General features: G+C 45.9%; 13 protein-coding genes. 6 read left to right on the top strand and 7 right to left on the bottom strand.

The genetic code is table 11. The features are described 5' to 3' along the window. The coding region (gene topA / locus ACRC27_RS12405) for a type I DNA topoisomerase (protein WP_438640008.1) at nucleotides 1-1,957 on the top strand (1,957 nt) is incomplete at its 5' end. A gap of 224 nt (nucleotides 1,958-2,181) precedes the next feature. Here the strand turns inward: topA and ACRC27_RS12400 are convergent. Further along, complete coding sequence (locus ACRC27_RS12400) at nucleotides 2,182-2,943, bottom strand: hypothetical protein (protein WP_438640007.1); 762 nt, start codon at nucleotides 2,941-2,943, stop codon at nucleotides 2,182-2,184. 306 nt (nucleotides 2,944-3,249) lie between these two features. Here ACRC27_RS12400 and cysB point away from each other — a divergent pair, with 306 nt between their 5' ends. Continuing rightward, the gene (gene cysB, locus ACRC27_RS12395) at nucleotides 3,250-4,224 is read left to right on the top strand and encodes an HTH-type transcriptional regulator CysB (protein WP_438623415.1); all 975 of its coding nucleotides are present in this window, start codon (nucleotides 3,250-3,252) and stop codon (nucleotides 4,222-4,224) included. Between the two features lie 278 nt (nucleotides 4,225-4,502). Then, on the top strand, nucleotides 4,503-5,711 hold the full coding sequence (locus ACRC27_RS12390; protein WP_438640006.1) for a methyltransferase: 1,209 nt from the start codon (nucleotides 4,503-4,505) through the stop codon (nucleotides 5,709-5,711). Between the two features lie 131 nt (nucleotides 5,712-5,842). Here the strand turns inward: ACRC27_RS12390 and ACRC27_RS12385 are convergent, their stop codons facing one another. From ACRC27_RS12385 to pabB, 4 genes are all read right to left on the bottom strand, one after another. Then, nucleotides 5,843-7,210, bottom strand: a complete 1,368-nt coding sequence (locus ACRC27_RS12385; protein WP_438623413.1) for an L-serine ammonia-lyase — start codon at nucleotides 7,208-7,210, stop codon at nucleotides 5,843-5,845. Between the two features lie 177 nt (nucleotides 7,211-7,387). After that, on the bottom strand, nucleotides 7,388-8,662 hold the full coding sequence (locus tag ACRC27_RS12380; RefSeq protein ID WP_438623412.1) for an HAAAP family serine/threonine permease: 1,275 nt from the start codon (nucleotides 8,660-8,662) through the stop codon (nucleotides 7,388-7,390). Between the two features lie 195 nt (nucleotides 8,663-8,857). Further along, the gene (locus ACRC27_RS12375; protein WP_438640005.1) at nucleotides 8,858-9,439 is read right to left on the bottom strand and encodes a CoA pyrophosphatase; all 582 of its coding nucleotides are present in this window, start codon (nucleotides 9,437-9,439) and stop codon (nucleotides 8,858-8,860) included. Further along, nucleotides 9,436-10,848: an aminodeoxychorismate synthase component 1 gene (gene pabB / locus ACRC27_RS12370; RefSeq protein ID WP_438640004.1), complete on the bottom strand. Its 1,413-nt coding sequence runs from the start codon at nucleotides 10,846-10,848 to the stop codon at nucleotides 9,436-9,438. The genes ACRC27_RS12375 and pabB overlap by 4 nt, the downstream gene beginning before the upstream one ends. A 191-nt stretch (nucleotides 10,849-11,039) precedes the next feature. Between pabB and ACRC27_RS12365 the strand changes: the two genes are divergently transcribed. Both ACRC27_RS12365 and ACRC27_RS12360 read left to right on the top strand, forming a co-directional pair. Then, nucleotides 11,040-12,560, top strand: coding sequence for a fumarate hydratase (locus tag ACRC27_RS12365; protein WP_438623409.1), 1,521 nt, complete (start codon nucleotides 11,040-11,042; stop codon nucleotides 12,558-12,560). 244 nt (nucleotides 12,561-12,804) lie between these two features. After that, nucleotides 12,805-13,218 carry a YoaH family protein gene (locus ACRC27_RS12360; RefSeq protein ID WP_438629998.1) on the top strand — a complete coding sequence of 138 codons (414 nt, stop codon included), beginning with the start codon at nucleotides 12,805-12,807 and terminating at the stop codon, nucleotides 13,216-13,218. 251 nt (nucleotides 13,219-13,469) lie between these two features. Here the strand turns inward: ACRC27_RS12360 and ACRC27_RS12355 are convergent, their stop codons facing one another. After that, on the bottom strand, nucleotides 13,470-14,804 hold the full coding sequence (locus ACRC27_RS12355; protein ID WP_438623407.1) for an NCS2 family permease: 1,335 nt from the start codon (nucleotides 14,802-14,804) through the stop codon (nucleotides 13,470-13,472). A gap of 470 nt (nucleotides 14,805-15,274) precedes the next feature. Between ACRC27_RS12355 and ACRC27_RS12350 the strand changes: the two genes are divergently transcribed. Further along, nucleotides 15,275-15,664: a hypothetical protein gene (locus ACRC27_RS12350; protein WP_438629996.1), complete on the top strand. Its 390-nt coding sequence runs from the start codon at nucleotides 15,275-15,277 to the stop codon at nucleotides 15,662-15,664. Between the two features lie 224 nt (nucleotides 15,665-15,888). Here ACRC27_RS12350 and ACRC27_RS12345 read toward each other — a convergent pair. Beyond that, a partial coding sequence (locus ACRC27_RS12345; RefSeq protein ID WP_438640003.1) for a pyruvate kinase occupies nucleotides 15,889-16,613 on the bottom strand: 725 nt, incomplete at its 5' end.

Here is a 16,613-nt window from a genome sequence, read left to right as displayed (position 1 = left end):
CTTTGTACCGGAAGAGTACTGGGAACTACACGCTGACTTGCGTGCGCAAAGCACAGTGCTGCGTATGCAGGTTTTGCAGCGTAATGGCAAAGCGTTTGAGCCTGTTACACAAGCGGAAAGCGATGAGGCCGTTGCTCTGCTCGAAAAAGCAGCGTATACCGTTACCGATCGTGAAGATCGTCCGACATCAAGCAAGCCTTCAGCGCCGTTTATCACCTCTACGTTGCAGCAAGCTGCCAGTACCCGTTTAGGGTATGGGGTGAAAAAAACCATGATGCTGGCACAGCGCTTGTATGAAGCGGGGCATATTACCTATATGCGTACCGATTCAACGAACCTGAGCCAAGATGCACTGAGCATGGCACGCGGTTTTATTGAGTCAGAATTTGGTGAAAAATACCTGCCAGAAAAAGCATTAACTTATTCTAGCAAAGAGAATGCACAAGAAGCACACGAAGCTATTCGCCCTTCTGATGTGGCGATTCAAGCTGATGAACTTAAGGGAATGGAGCAAGACGCACAAAAACTGTACGGCTTAATTTGGCGTCAGTTTGTGGCTTGCCAGATGGTTCCAGCTCAGTATGATTCCACTACATTAACCGTAACTGCCGGTGAGTTCACACTGAAAGCGCGTGGACGTACACTGCGCTTTGATGGTTGGACTCGCGTACAGGTTGCTAACCGTAAAAATGATGATGATCAGGCTTTACCTGCGGTTGAAAAAGGTCAGAAGTTTGAGCTACAGGCACTTGACCCTAGCCAACACTTTACCAAGCCACCGGCGCGTTTTAGTGAAGCATCGTTGGTTAAAGAGCTTGAAAAGCGTGGTATTGGTCGTCCGTCAACCTATGCAACCATTATCTCGACTATTCAAGACCGCGGTTATGTACGCGTTGAGAATCGCCGTTTTTATGCCGAGAAAATGGGTGAAATAGTCTCAGATCGTCTCGAAGAGAACTTCACTAAGCTGATGAGCTATGACTTTACGGCCCACCTTGAAGGTGAGCTTGATGAAGTGGCAAATGGCAAAGAGGAGTGGAAACAGGTTCTGAACCGTTTCTTTAAAGATTTTACTGCCTTGATTGATGTTGCTGAAAAAGATGACAGCGAAGGTGGCATGCGCGCTAATCCAATGATCTTAACTGACATTGAATGTCCGACATGTAGCCGTCCGATGGGGATCAGAACTGCAACTACCGGCGTATTCTTAGGTTGTTCGGGTTATGCTCTGCCGCCAAAAGAGCGTTGTAAGACAACCACTAACCTTATCCCTGAAGCGGAACTGCTTAATATTTTAGAAGGTGATGTTGCTGAAACCAACGCACTGTTGGCGCGTCGCCGCTGTGTTAAATGCGGTACAGCGATGGACAGCTACCTACTGGACAATACCCGCAAATTACATGTGTGTGGTAATAACCCAAGCTGTGATGGTTATGAAGTTGAGCAGGGCGAGTTTCGTCTGAAAGGCTATGATGGCCCAGTTATCGAATGCGACAAGTGTGGCACCGAAATGCACTTAAAAGTCGGTCGTTTTGGTAAATACATGGGTTGTACGAATCCTGATTGCAAAAATACCCGTAAGATTTTGAAAAGCGGTGAAATTGCACCACCAAAAGAAGATCCGGTACCGTTACCTGAGCTTAAGTGTGAAAAGTCAGATGCCTACTTTGTATTGCGTGATGGTGCTGCAGGCGTGTTCCTTGCTGCCAATACATTCCCTAAATCACGTGAAACCCGTGCACCGCTGGTAGAAGAGTTGGTGATGTTTAAAGATCGGCTGGCAGAAAAACTGCGTTATTTAGCGGATGCGCCTGTTGCTGATCCTGAAGGAAATAAAACGACCGTCCGCTTTAGCCGTAAAACGAAGCAGCAATATGTTGCTTCAGAAAAAGAGGGTAAGGCTACTGGTTGGTCAGCATTCTATGTTGATGGGAAATGGGTCGCAAAAGAGAAGTAATCTCATGTTACTTATTGCAGCCATGTTTCAATAAAAATAAAAGCCGCTAATGCGGCTTTTATTTTTTGTCTTATTTTATTGATACAATCACCAATGTAATCATATTGTAAATACATTTATTACATCGCGATCGCAATTGTATAATTATTCAGCAAGCTCATTGTTAATTATTGTTCAGTGCAAGCTGATTCATACGTTGTGTGTTGAGCCCTGCAATATGGCATTTACCATTTCTTTTTAGGTTGAAATAACACGTCTAAATCGTCAGACTCTTTTTGTTTTGACTGATTATCGAGCTTTCGTTTCACTTCATTCTGGTGGCGGTTGATTTCTTCAATATCCGTAATCATGCGCGTGGTCATTTTTTCTGCATAATCATCTTCATACTTTGCCAGTACATTTAACCCTTTGGTCAGCAGTTGTTTTGCATTACTCCACTGGTTGGCAGCGAGTGCTTCACGGGCACGTTTATACAAATTATCAATATTGATCATTAGCTGTAAGCGTTCTAAACGTTGGTTTTCAGCAATAAAAACCCGCGTCTCTTGTCTGCCATAGCCGTGCTCTGCACGGATCACCGCTCGCAATCGGCGGATTAGCTTTAATAAAACCAACGCTTGTTTATCATTATCGGGTGGGGTGAAGTGGCTTAATTCTTGTCCTGCAAAATTCTGTGTAGAGTGATTAATTTGTGTTTGCAGCGCAGTAGCTTGTTCTGCTAAGTCGGTATTTTTTGAATCAAGCTGTGCTAACCCCTTAATGGCTATTAGGCTACGGGTTTGTAAGCAGAGCAGCAGATCTTTACTAAACGGGATGGTATTGACTTGCGTTAAAAGCTGATCAGTTTCGTCAATAATGGCGTTTAATTTTTGAGCTTCAATACGTTTGGTATGTGCAATTCTTGCTCTGTTTTGAACAACAATGTTGTAACCAATAACCAGTAATAAAAGAATACCGAACAAGATGAAGAAAAGGATTAAGTTCATAAATGGGGGCTCTAGATCCAAGAGTCAAAAAATCGCAGTTAAAGATACATGATTAGCGCATTGCAAGATAGTAGAAGGACTCTATTCTTGTGATATGGCTATTTTTATCATCTTGTGCTGAAAAGTAAGATGTAAATCAGATTAAACAGATTTAACTTCATCTTGATGTTCTGATTGCATAGCAATTTGTCGGTTTTATGAATAAACTCTGGTATGGAGTATGCACTTAGTGGATAAGTAATTACTTGAAGTATCGCCCTAGGCAATAGTGCCACAAGAGTTAACGGAATAACGGTTGAGTTGGCTATGAAATTACAACAGCTTAGGTATATTGTAGAAGTCGTTAATCATAATTTAAATGTATCTTCCACTGCTGAAGGGCTTTATACCTCCCAACCTGGCATCAGCAAGCAGGTGAGAATGCTCGAAGATGAGCTGGGTATTCAGGTTTTTGAGCGCAGCGGAAAGCATTTAACGCAAGTCACCCCTGCGGGTAGAGAGATTATCCGTATATCACGTGATATCTTGGCAAAAGTTGAAAGTATCAAATCAGTTGCCGGTGAACATACTCACCCTGAGCGTGGAACTCTGAATATTTCAACAACCCACACACAGGCTCGCTATGCGTTGCCAAAAGTGATTAAAGGGTTTATTGACCGCTATCCGAAAGTCTCTTTACATATGCATCAGGGCACACCTGCACAGATCTCTGAGGCTGTTGCTAAAGGGGCTGCTGATTTTGCCATTGCAACGGAAGCGCTGCACCTGTATCACGATTTAGTCATGCTGCCTTGTTATCACTGGAATCGTTCAATTGTGGTCTCTCCGAACCACCCACTGGCGCATAAAGGGCAAATCACTATTCACGATCTGGCCGCTTATCCGCTGGTCACCTATATCTTTGGGTTTACTGGCCGTTCTGAATTAGATTCGGCATTCAATCGGGAAGGGTTAACACCGCGCATTGTTTTTACAGCAACGGATGCCGATGTCATTAAAACTTATGTCCGTTTAGGCATTGGTGTTGGTGTGGTGGCTTCTATGGCAATTGATCCGGTTTTGGATAAAGATCTAATAGCCATTGATGCTAGCCATATTTTTGGTGCAAGCACCACAAAAATTGGCTTTCGAAAAGGCTCTTTCCTGCGAAATTATATGTACGATTTTATGCAGCGCTTTGCCCCACATCTAACCAAAGATCTGGTTAATACCGCAATCTCATTACGCTCAAATGAAGAGATTGAAGAGATGTTTGAAGATATTAAATTACCGGTTAGATAGAAAAACGGTGGGTGCTGGGGAGTTTTTTATCCCTGCATCATATCGTTTTTATGCTGTTTTTGTTTTGTTTACAGTGTCTTGCTATTGAGTTACTGCACAAAGGGCTTTTCAATGGGAAGCCCTTTGTCGTTTCACCTATGCGCTTATCATGCTGTAGGTATAAAGTGCTGTAAATATAAAAAAGAGTGGTGATTTTCAGCATTCCCCCTAAGATACCGAAGAATAAATAAGATATTCACGGATAAACCGTGTGAATTTTTTGATGGTATTTTTCGTACATGACTCTGCAGACGCAATTTGTCACGCTTGATACACTGTTGAGTGGGTTAACACACTATTGGCAGTTTTACCCATTTCACTCGTTAGAAGCCTATTTTCAGCAGACTGATTCAGCACTTGATGCGGCATTACGCCAGTTATCTTTGCATGATATTGATACGCTGGATAATGATAAACACGCACTATTGGCGTTTCTTACCCCCTTTATTTCGCAGGCTCCTGCGCTATTTCAGGCCGCTCAAATTCCGATAATGCCACGAGATGCAGGCTGTACAACACTGCCATTATCGGCAACATCTGGTGCTATCTCTCCGCGTAAACAGCAGCAAATTACTGATTTTATTGCCACTATGCCAAACGAACATCTTCCGCTACTGGAGTGGTGTGCCGGAAAGGGGCATTTAGGCCGAGCCTTGGCAAAGCAGCGGAATTTGCCTGTTGAGTGTATTGAACTACAGGCGGTACTTTGTGCTGATGGAGATGTACTGGCAAAGGCCGAGGGGCTCTCACAAGTGCAGTTTTATGAGCAGGATGCTTTTGCGCCGTCAGCGTCGCATTTTTTCCGCGCACAGCAACATGCGGTTGGCCTGCATGCCTGTGGTGCGTTACATATGCAATTGTTGCAACATGGCGCTCGGGCAGCGTGCGATGCTCTGACCATATCACCCTGTTGTTATCATAAAATCCCAACGGATATTTATCAGCCTATGTCTGTTGCTGCTGCAAAATCGGCGCTCAGGCTGGATAAAAATGATTTGCGGTTGAGCTTGCAAGAGTCAGTGACCGGTGGTGAGCGAATCAAGCGTTTACGCCATATTGAGGTCAGTTACCGTTTAGGGTTTGATGCTCTACAGCGTCAGATCCGTGGTGTTGATTGTTATCTGAATGTACCGAACTTACCAAAAGCACTATTGGCACAAGGTTTTATTGCGTTTGTACATTGGGCGGCAGAGAAAAAAGGCATAGCGTTACCCGATGAGGTTGATTGGGCATACTGGGAAAGGGTAGGACAGCAACGCCATCTACAGGTCAGTAGAACCGAGCTGGTTAGGCATTTATTCCGTCGGCCGATAGAGATCTGGCTGGCACTTGATCGGGCATTGTATCTGCAAGAGCAGGGGTATGATGTTCAGTTAGGTGAGTTTTGTGAACACCCGATTACTCCGCGTAATATTATGATCCATGGGAAGCGTAAGTCATTCAATTAAGAAGATAAAAAAGCCGGTACAAGGTGCACCGGCTTGGTTTGTTTATCTGCTGTGCTTAACTTTATTTAATGATCACCGAAAATGAGGTGATCATTTGTGTTAATGCAAAAAATTGGACTCATAGCGCCAGATTAATCGCAGTGAACCACTTTGATTGCAAGACCACCGCGTGAGGTTTCACGGTATTTGGCGTTCATGTCTTTACCGGTTTCCAGCATGGTTTCGATCACTTTATCAAGTGATACACGCGGCTCACTGGTACGGCGCATCGCCATACGTGCAGAGTTAATCGCTTTCATTGAGGCAATTGCGTTACGCTCGATACAAGGCACTTGAACTTGGCCTGCAACAGGGTCACAGGTCAGGCCTAAGTTGTGCTCCATGCCGATTTCTGCGGCAATACACACTTGCTCAGGTGAGCCACCCAGCAATTCTGCCAGACCTGCAGCAGCCATTGAACAGGCAACACCCACTTCGCCTTGACAGCCTACTTCAGCACCCGAGATAGAGGCGTTCATTTTGTATAGCGCACCAATAACACCGGAAGCAAAGAAGTAACGGCGGCACTCTTCATCGGTAACAGGCTTGATGAAGTGATTATAATAGGCCAGTACCGCAGGAATAATGCCACATGCGCCATTGGTTGGTGCAGTCACGACACGGCCACCGGCCGCATTCTCTTCGCTTACGGCCAGTGCGAACATGTTGACCCAGTCAACCACATTCATCGGATCGCTCGACAGCTTGTCTGACGTAATCAGCAAACGGTGTAGCGAAGAGGCACGGCGTGGAACACGCAGTGGGCCGGGCAGATAACCTTCGGTGTTCAGGCCGCGGTCCATACAATCTTGCATGGTTTTCCATACCGCTTGGAAGTAGTGCTCAATCTCTTCCATGCTGTGCATGGCCAGCTCATTTTGTAGCACTAAGCCTGACAGTGACAGACCGGTTGCTTGGCAATGTGCCAGCAGATCTGATGCATGGTTGAACGGGTATGGCATTACAAATGAAGAGGCTTGTTCTTTACCAAAATGCTCTTCATCCACAATAAAACCACCACCAATTGAGAAGTAAGTTTTGCTTAATACTTTCTCATTGTTGGAAAAGGCGTGGATTTGCATCGCATTTTCATGCAGTTCAAGATTTGTGTTGTGGAAGTTCATTCCACCTTCACGCGGGAACTCAACCTCGTGTGCATTTTTTGCTAATGCTAAACGCTCGGTCGTTTCAACGTTGTGAATAAAAGCTGGAATGCTGTCGATATCCACGGTATCCGGCATGTTACCAGCTAGGCCCATAATGATAGCGATATCAGTATGATGCCCTTTACCGGTAAGAGACAGTGAGCCGTAAACATCAACGGCAATGCGGGTCACATCCTTGAGACGCCCCATGGTTACCAACTCATCGACGAACTGTTTACCGGCTTTCATTGGCCCAACAGTGTGTGAGCTTGACGGGCCAATACCGATTTTGTACATGTCGAATACGCTAATCACGGTGTTCTCCTCAATGAGGCCACAGGCCAAATTGGTCAATCAAATTAGGGTGTTAGCGCTGATATCTCAACGCTAAAGTAAGTTGTATTTATCCGTGGTGCTGTTTATGCACAAACCACAAAGGGGAGCAGGTAAAAACCTGCTCCCCTCCATCCATGGATGTTTGCTTTCTGCTTGTTAGACCAGGCTGAACACAATCGCAGAGATTGCTACAGAGCCCATCAGTACAACGAAGGCATTGCTTAACTTGTCGCTTCTGTACTTCTGCATCGCAGGTACTTTACGGATTGCGTACATTGGCATGATAAACAGAATCATGGCAATGATTGGGCCGCCGAGTGATTCAATCATACCCAGAATGCTTGGGTTGATGGAAGCAACAATCCACAAGGTTGCAATCATAAACACTACAGTGAAACGGTCAATCTTCTTAATGTCAGGAGTCTTACCATTTGAGCGCAGTTGCTTAACAATTAAGCCATTTAGACCTTCACGCGCACCTAAGTAGTGGCCGAAGAAAGAACTTACGATAGCAACGAAGGCGATCAACGGGCCTAAGTAAGAGATAAACGGACTTTCATGCTTGTTTGCTAAGTATGACAGAACTGCGATATTTTGCTGCTTCGCTGCAGCTAAATCTGCTGGGCTCAGGCTAAGTACGCAGCTAAATACGAAGAACATAACAAAACCAAGCAGCATCATTGAAGTGCGCTTTAGAATTTGGCTAGCACGACGCTCTGCATTTTCACCGTAAGTACGCTGCTGTGCCATAGAGAAGGCAGAGATTGCAGGTGAATGGTTAAACGCAAAAATCAGTACCGGAATGGTGAGCCACAATGTTGAACCAAAATCAGCAAATGATGGCATCGGTGCTGTCAGCATTGAGGTATTCCAGTCTTGAATCAGGTAGATAGACAGGAATGCCAGAATAGCAACAAGTGGGTACACCAGAAACTCGGTGACTTTCAGCATCAGCTTCTCACCGGCGATCATGACTGACATCATACCCAGAATCAGTACGATAGACAGAATGCCACGCGGGATAGACTCCATGCCCAGCTGGTTAACCATGAAAGAGTCAACCGTGTTGGTGATGCCTACACCGTAAATCAGCACGATAGGGTAGATAGCAAAGAAGTACAGCAGGGTGATCAGCTTACCGGCAGTTTTTCCGAAATGCTCTTCAACCACCTCAGTAATGTCGCTGCCTGGCTTTGAAGAAGACAGAACAAAACGGCACATACCACGGTGAGCTAAATAGGTCATTGGGCCAACAATCAGCGCCATGACCAGCAGCGGCCAAAAACCACCCATACCGGCGTTAATCGGTAAAAATAAAATACCTGCACCGACAGCAGTACCAAACAGGCTTAGCACCCACGTAGTATCTTGTTTGCTCCACGGTATATTTGCAGCATTTGCTACTGTATTGACAGTTGCTTCTGATTTCATTTCGCCGTCACCCTTGGGGAATTTAGAATATTATTGGTTGTTGGCGCGGGAGTATAGAGGGTTACTCTGTCAAAGATATGTCAGCATGCATTTTCTGTGATCTGATGAATATATCAGATGAATCAATGTGATTTTGATCACTAGATTTGACGGGAATTTGTTATTTTTGAATAAGATGTGACATTTTGAACCACATTATGTGATGTGCTGTACGAAGTTACGTAGCATTGCCGCCGTTGCGCCCCAGATAGTTTTTTGGTTCACCGTAATGGCGTAGACAGAGTGTGGCGTTCTATTGTGTTGGCGGATGACTTGCCACGCATGATACTCCGGCAGAGCCAAAAAATTGGCTAGCGGTAACTCAAAAATATCACTTACTTCATTGGTATCGGCGTGTAACACAAAGTTTGGCTGTACCAGACCAATCACAGGTGTGACTAAGTAACCACTGACCGTGCTGATCGCGGGCAGCGTTCCCCAAATTTGAATATGCTCGGCTGTCAGGCCAATTTCCTCTTGAGTTTCCCGTAGCGCTGTCATGATCAGTGAACCATCACGGGGCTCTTTGCGTCCGCCCGGAAAGGCAATTTGTCCGGCGTGATGGCGAAGATGCAACGCCCGCTGCGTTAACAGCAACTGCGGATCAGCGCGGTTAACCAGCGGGATCAGCACGGCGGCTGAACGCATTGTTGTCGTACTGATAAACGCAGATACTGCCGGTTTTACTGCCGTTTGCAGCAGAAAACGTGTCTGTATCTTCGCCAGCATTGGGTTCATAGCGTATTAGCCAGTACTGGTAGAATACGGCCCACTTTATCCAGTGTCTCTTGATACTCATCATCGGCACGGCTGTCTGCCACAATGCCACCACCAGCCCAGCAGTGCAGTTTTCCCTGATTTGCCACTAAAGTACGAATGGTAATGCTCGTATCCATCCGCCCACAACAGCTTAAATAGCCAATACTGCCGCAGTAAAAGCTGCGCCGCTGTGGTTCAAGCTCATCAATAATCTGCATCGCGCGGATTTTAGGCGCACCTGTGATAGAACCGCCCGGAAAACAGGCTCGTAGCAAATCGGTATTGCGTTGCGTTTCTTCCAGCTCTGCCTGCACAGTACTGACTAAGTGATGCACTGCTGGGAAGCTCTCAATCACAAACAGCTCGGGCACTGTCACACTGCCGGCTTTTGCCACACGGCCAATGTCATTGCGCATCAGATCAACAATCATCAGGTTTTCTGACTGATCCTTTTCTGACATGGCCAGTGCCGCGGCTTCTGCTCTATCCAAAATAGGGTCAGTACTGCGTGGGCGAGTGCCTTTAATCGGGCGGGTGACCACCTGCGTACCGGTAACAGCCAAAAACCGTTCGGGGGATACACTGAGAAGAGCGCCTTGCTTTAAACGGATAAATGCAGAGAACGGGGCTTGGTTAGACTGGTTTAAGCGTAAAAAAGCATCCCACTCACTGCCGGTATACGGCGCGCTAAAACGTTGTGCTAGATTAACCTGATAACAATCGCCCGAGGCTAAATAGGCCTGCACAGCATCAAATTTCTGCTGATACTCTGCCCGCGTCATATTAGGTTGCCAGTCATCTGTGAGCACAAACGGCATGGTTACTGTGGGCGGGGTAAGTGCTGAAACTGGACCAAGCGGGTTGTCTGCCTGCTGTAACAGCCACTGATAACGCTGATGCACATCTTGGTGGCTAAACAACGTCAGCGTTTGTTGCTGATGATCAGCAATCAGTGCCCAGTCATAAATACCCACTGCCATATCGGGCAGCGTAATATCTGCGTCACTGCCTTCAGGTAAGATCTCAAAACGGCGGCCTAAATCATACGAAAACGCCCCTACTGCACCGCCTAAAAATGGCAGTGTCGGATGGCTTTTCAGCACCGGCAAGCAGCGTTGTTGGATCTCTTCAAGCAACTGTAGCGGATCACCCGTGTGTACCGACTGCTGATTATTCATCTCGACAGTGGTGTGGTTGCCATAAGTTTCCAGCGTGGCAAGGGGATCTGCCACCAGAATATCGTAACGGCTATGTTGGTGCGTTGAGCGCCCAGAGGTGAGCAACATCGCCCATGGCAGAGTGGCAAGTGGCGCAAACAGATTTAACACACACTCTGTGTGGTATTCCAATGCCAAACATGAGGGGAAGCGGTTGTTATTTATAAACATCTCAGATTTGTGATAACGGATTAATCGGTGTGTGAATGCGCGCATAGTCACGCCAGAAAGCTGAGAGTATCATAGCTTTACGTTATAGGGGATCGATACGATAAGGATGTTGCATTATCTCTCTACGTGTTCCGCTTCGTATCTCTGCCCTTGCCTACTTTGGAAGCCTAAAAATATAAGAGGATCGACCGATGACTATCATCCGTAAAGATGACCTCATTGACAGTGTCGCAGATGCATTACAGTACATTTCTTATTACCACCCGCTCGACTTTATTCGTGCAATGGAAACTGCGTATAACAAAGAGCAGAATCAGGCCGCCAAGGATGCGATTGCCCAAATTCTAATTAACTCACGAATGTGTGCTGAAGGGCATCGCCCGATTTGCCAAGATACCGGTATTGTTACCTGTTTTGTCAAAATTGGTATGCAAGTGCAGTGGGATACAGACGATACCGTGCAAGAAATGGTAGATGAAGGGGTACGCCGCGCCTATACCTTTGCAGAGAATACCCTGCGCGCCTCGGTTGTCGCTGATCCGGCGGGTACTCGTAAAAATACCAAAGACAACACCCCAGCGGTAGTTCACATTGAAATGGTCAAAGGCAATACTGTTGAGGTTTCAATTGCCGCCAAGGGCGGTGGTTCAGAAAATAAATCGAAAATGGTGATGCTCAACCCGTCAGATGATATTGCTGAATGGGTCGAAAAAACACTGCCAACTATGGGGGCAGGCTGGTGTCCTCCGGGAATGCTCGGTATTGGTATTGGTGGTACGGCAGAAAAAGCGGCTGTTATGGCAAAAGAAGCCTTAATGGAAAGCTGTGATATTCAGGAATTAATCGAACGTGGTGCACAGACTACCGAAGAGAAACTGCGTCTTGATATTTATCAGCGTGCTAACCGTTTAGGCATTGGCGCGCAAGGGCTTGGCGGATTAACCACTGTGCTCGATGTCAAAATTAAGAGCGCTCCGACGCATGCCGCGTCCAAACCGGTGGTGATGATCCCCAATTGTGCTGCCACCCGTCATATTCACTTTACCCTCGATGGCTCGGGGGCAGCAGAGCTGACTCCACCTTCACTCGATCAGTGGCCGAAAATTACGTGGGAAGCTGGTGCGAATGTGCGCCGAGTCAATCTTGATACCGTCACCCCTGCAGAGATCCAGCAGTGGACCGTCGGCGAAACTGTACTGTTATCGGGTAAAATGCTGACAGGGCGAGATGCCGCACACAAGCGTATCCACGATATGCTAAGCAGTGGGCAAGGCCTGCCTGATGGTATTGATTTTAATAATCGCTTTATTTACTACGTAGGCCCCGTTGATCCGGTCGGTGATGAAGTGGTTGGTCCCGCAGGCCCGACAACCTCTACACGCATGGATAAATTTACCGAGATGATGCTGGGTGAAACTGGGTTAATTGGCATGATCGGTAAGTCAGAGCGTGGCCCCGCGGCAATAGAGAGCATCAAAAAGCATAAAGCGGTGTATTTGATGGCTGTTGGTGGTGCGGCTTATCTGGTGGCGAAAGCCATTAAAAAGTCACGTGTGGTCGCTTTTGCCGATTTAGGGATGGAAGCGATTTACGAATTTGATGTAAAAGATATGCCCGTTACCGTGGCTGTAGACAGCCGCGGCGCAAATGTACACCAGATAGGGCCTGATATCTGGAAAGTAAAAATTGCCGAACTTGAGATGCAAAAATAAGTGAAATTAGGCTGTTCTTAGTCTCAGCTTTTACATATTTAGCCTTTGTTTTGACAAAAAAGGAGCTTCGGCTCCTTTTTGTTTTGGTATACGGTATTTCTCTGCATATATTGCCACGCCTGCTTTATACTCGATGCCCCTTATCGTCGATAACCTTTCTCGGTATGAAAAGGGCAACACCGTGCAAGATTGAGTCAATTTACTCGGTAAATTTTATTGTGAAGTTTAATAAGGAGTCACTCTGATGAGTCTGCCCGCATTATCACACGCAGAACAGCAAGAAGCCGTTGAGAAAATCCATCAACTGATGGCGCAAGGCTTATCAAGTGGTCAGGCGATAGCACAAGTTGCCGCAGAGATCCGTGAGGCAAAACAGGGGCAAACCGTTCCTGTGATGTTTGATGATGAGGATGACGATGACTCTGCAGTATCAGAGGCAGATTCAGATACAGATCATGACGACGATGATGATGCCGATGACGGCTATGATGAAAATGATCATGATGTAGATGAAGACGATGATACCCAGCAGGATGATGATCGTTATGACGTTGACCCACATGCACCACGCCGCCGTAGCAAGCAAAATGATGAAAATCGCCATTATGACGAGTATGACAGTGATAATGACAACGATAACGATGATCAGTATTACTAAATCAGGCCTGACTTTATGAGAGCGCTGAACCTAAATGTAAGGTGAAAGCGCACAGCAAAGCTAGTGAGTGGTTAACAAACATCATCAGTAGCACCACAAATAAAAAAAGCGCTTTAACGATATACCGTGAATAACGCGGATACCGTAAAGCGCTTTTTCATTTTTTTATCAGCAAAATCAGTTTGTTATCTGTACAGTGCCTCTGTTGCCGTTAGCATTAACCTTGCGGCAACAGGCTGATATTGCCGATATTAATGTGCATCTACCCAGATAAATTTAATCAGAAATAGCAATGCAACGGCCACAACACACGGATTTAGCTCTTTCCAGCGGCCTGTACCTGCTTTTAATACACAGTAAGAGATAAAGCCAGTTGCAATACCTTCGGTGATTGAGAAGCTAAACGGCATCATGATGGTGGTGATGAACGTTGGTGCCGCTTCGGTCAGATCGCTCCACTTCACTTTTGCCAGATCAGCGGTCATCAGCACACCAACATAAATCAGTGCGCCTGCAGCAGCATAGGCAGGAACCATGGCAGCCAGCGGTGAGAAGAAAATAGCCAGTAAGAACAGGATACCGACAACAATCGCTGTCAGGCCGGTACGCCCACCAACCGATACACCGGCGGAGCTTTCAATAAATGCGGTAACCGATGAGGTGCCCATAAATGCACCGCCAACAGAGCTGATGCTGTCAACGTATAGGGCTTTTTGCATGTTCGGGAAACGGCCTTTTTCATCAGCTAATCCGGCTTTGTTGGTCACACCAATTAGAGTACCGGAAGAGTCAAACAGATTGACCAGCATAAATGAGAAGATTATCCCTGCTAGACCAATATCCAGTGAGTTGACCAACTCTAACTGCCCGAATACCGGCATCACGCTTGGTGGTAGAGAGACTAGCCCCTGAAACTTGACATCACCAAACAGGACTCCTAGCGTGGTGGTAACAATCATCGAGATCAGTACTGCTGAATAGACACCACGTGCGGCTAAAATCACGATCAGGAAAAAGCCCAATGCACCTAATGCACAAGGCAGAGAGGCTAAATCACCTACCGTCACCATAGTGGCAGGGCTGGCAACAACAATTCCCGCATTATGCAGACCCAGCAGCGCAATCAGCAGACCAATACCACTGGTAATACCAATACGTAAACTGACGGGAATATTCGAAATCAGCCAGTAACGAACACGAAATACGGTCAGCAACAATAGGCCAACTGCACCCCAGAAAATGGTCCCCATACCAATCTGCCATGAGTAACCCATACCAACAACAACCACAAACGCAAAGAAGGCGTTTAGACCCATTGCTGGCGCTAGCGCAATCGGCAAATTGGCAAACAGCCCCATCAGAATACTACCAACAGCAGCGATAAGACAGGTGGTAACGAATACCGCTTGTGTATCCATACCCGCATTTGACAGGATCTGCGGGTTAACGAAAATAATATATACCATGGTCAGGAAGGTGGTGATCCCCGCGACCAGCTCTTTTTTAGGGTTCGTGCCGTGTGCTTTCAACTTGAAGAGTTTTTCTAACAAGCCATCTTTTATTGAAGTATTCACGTCAGTATTCATTGCTCAGTCTTAATCAAAGTGAGATAGAGATCAGGATTACGCTGTATTCTCTGGGGTGAGCGGTGTAATGGGGCAGAGTCTAACGAACATCACACTTTATGTATTTTTACATAAAAATGTGATGTGACATAGTTTCCTACAGACTCTTTTCTTTCACTCTGAGGGGGCAAAGAGATAATTGCGCTGATTTTGTGCAACTCTATGGCTGTTTCTTTGCGCTATAGCGCATTCATCATGCTGTCTGCTGAATTTAAAGAAAACACAAAGAGTTATCTGCGGGTTGTTTGGCATAAAAACAGGCAGTGTGAAAAATAACCTAATAGAGCGAGACTTTGCTTTTTTTTCCCCTCTACTAGGGCTGAGAAAGCCGGCAAGGTATGATAGCGGACGATACAGTTATTTCGACCATGACCTTGGCGGTATAACAACATACGCCTAAAAAAGGTATGCATAAAAAATAGGAAAGCACGATGTCAGAAGAGTGGGTCACCATTGATAGCATTGCTCGGCAAAAAAAAGCCGATGTACTTATGATCACTTTTTTCAGCCCAGATGATTCAGAGCTGGATGAGTTTGATTATAAAAATGATGAATTACGTATTAAAACATTGGCGTGGCTGGATAAAAACAGCATTGGGTACCGTGAGTGTTTTGATTTATGGCCGGATAATGATGCAGATGTACCTTATCTTGGTGAGCTATTCATTGATGTGACCGTTGATGAAAATAATTCGCTTTATCAAGAAGTGGTGCACAAATTTGAGCATGAAGATGGCAGTAGCCGTTATCCAGGTGTCAGCTTGTTTATTATTCCGTTAACACTGGCAAGCAAATATCAGCATCGTGATACAGCAAAATAATCAGCGCAGCTATTTATAAGTGCGGTTATTTATAAATGCAGAGTAAACGATAAAAAAACAGACAATAAAAAAGGCATGCTTCCAATATCATGGTAAGGCATGCCTTTTTTGATCCCGTAGTACGGGCTGTATCTTACTGTTTTAAATTGGCTTTACTGCTGCTCAATGCATTAGCAAATTCCAGAAACCCTGTACGTATTTTTTACGTACAGGGAAAACAGAAATTACAGAACGTGAACAGATGAAGTATTGGTTGTACCGCTTGGTACTAATGCACCCGATACCATGACAACCACATCACCTTTCTCACCCAGACCAGAAGCCAGTGCAGCCTCTTTACCCAGACGGTAGAAATCGTCGGTAGAAGCAATCACAGGAACGATCAGCGGTGTAATACCTTTGCTAAGAACCAGCTGTTGTGCTGTTTTCTCGTTGGTTGTCAGTGCCAGAATGTTTGCCTGAGGGAAGTATTTACGTACGGATTTTGCTGACTTGCCACCTTCAGTAGCTACAACAATCAGAGGTGCTTGCAGCTTCTCAGCAGTTTCAACTGCACCTTTACACACCGCTTCAGTAATACGCAGCTTAGCGCTGTCATTTGCAGCAGACAGGTTGCTTGGCATTACACGGTCAGTACGCTCACAAATGGTTGCCATGATAGACACAGCTTCCAGTGGATACTTACCTTTGGCACTTTCACCTGATAGCATCACAGCATCAGTACCATCAAGGATAGCATTCGCTACGTCACCGGCTTCTGCGCGGGTAGGACGCGGGTTCTTGATCATAGAATCAAGCATTTGCGTTGCGGTAATAACCACTTTACGCGCACGGTTACATTTTTGAATCATCATCTTCTGTGCGAAGATAACTTCTTCTACTGGGATCTCAACACCCAAGTCGCCACGAGCAACCATGATGCCGTCAGACGCTTCCAGAATTTCGTCAA

This window comes from Plesiomonas sp. (assembly GCF_051650925.1).
Taxonomy (GTDB): domain Bacteria; phylum Pseudomonadota; class Gammaproteobacteria; order Enterobacterales; family CAMTGL01; genus Plesiomonas.
The sequence above is the reverse complement of the archived record's forward strand: the minus strand, read 5'-3'. Positions and strand labels throughout refer to the sequence as shown.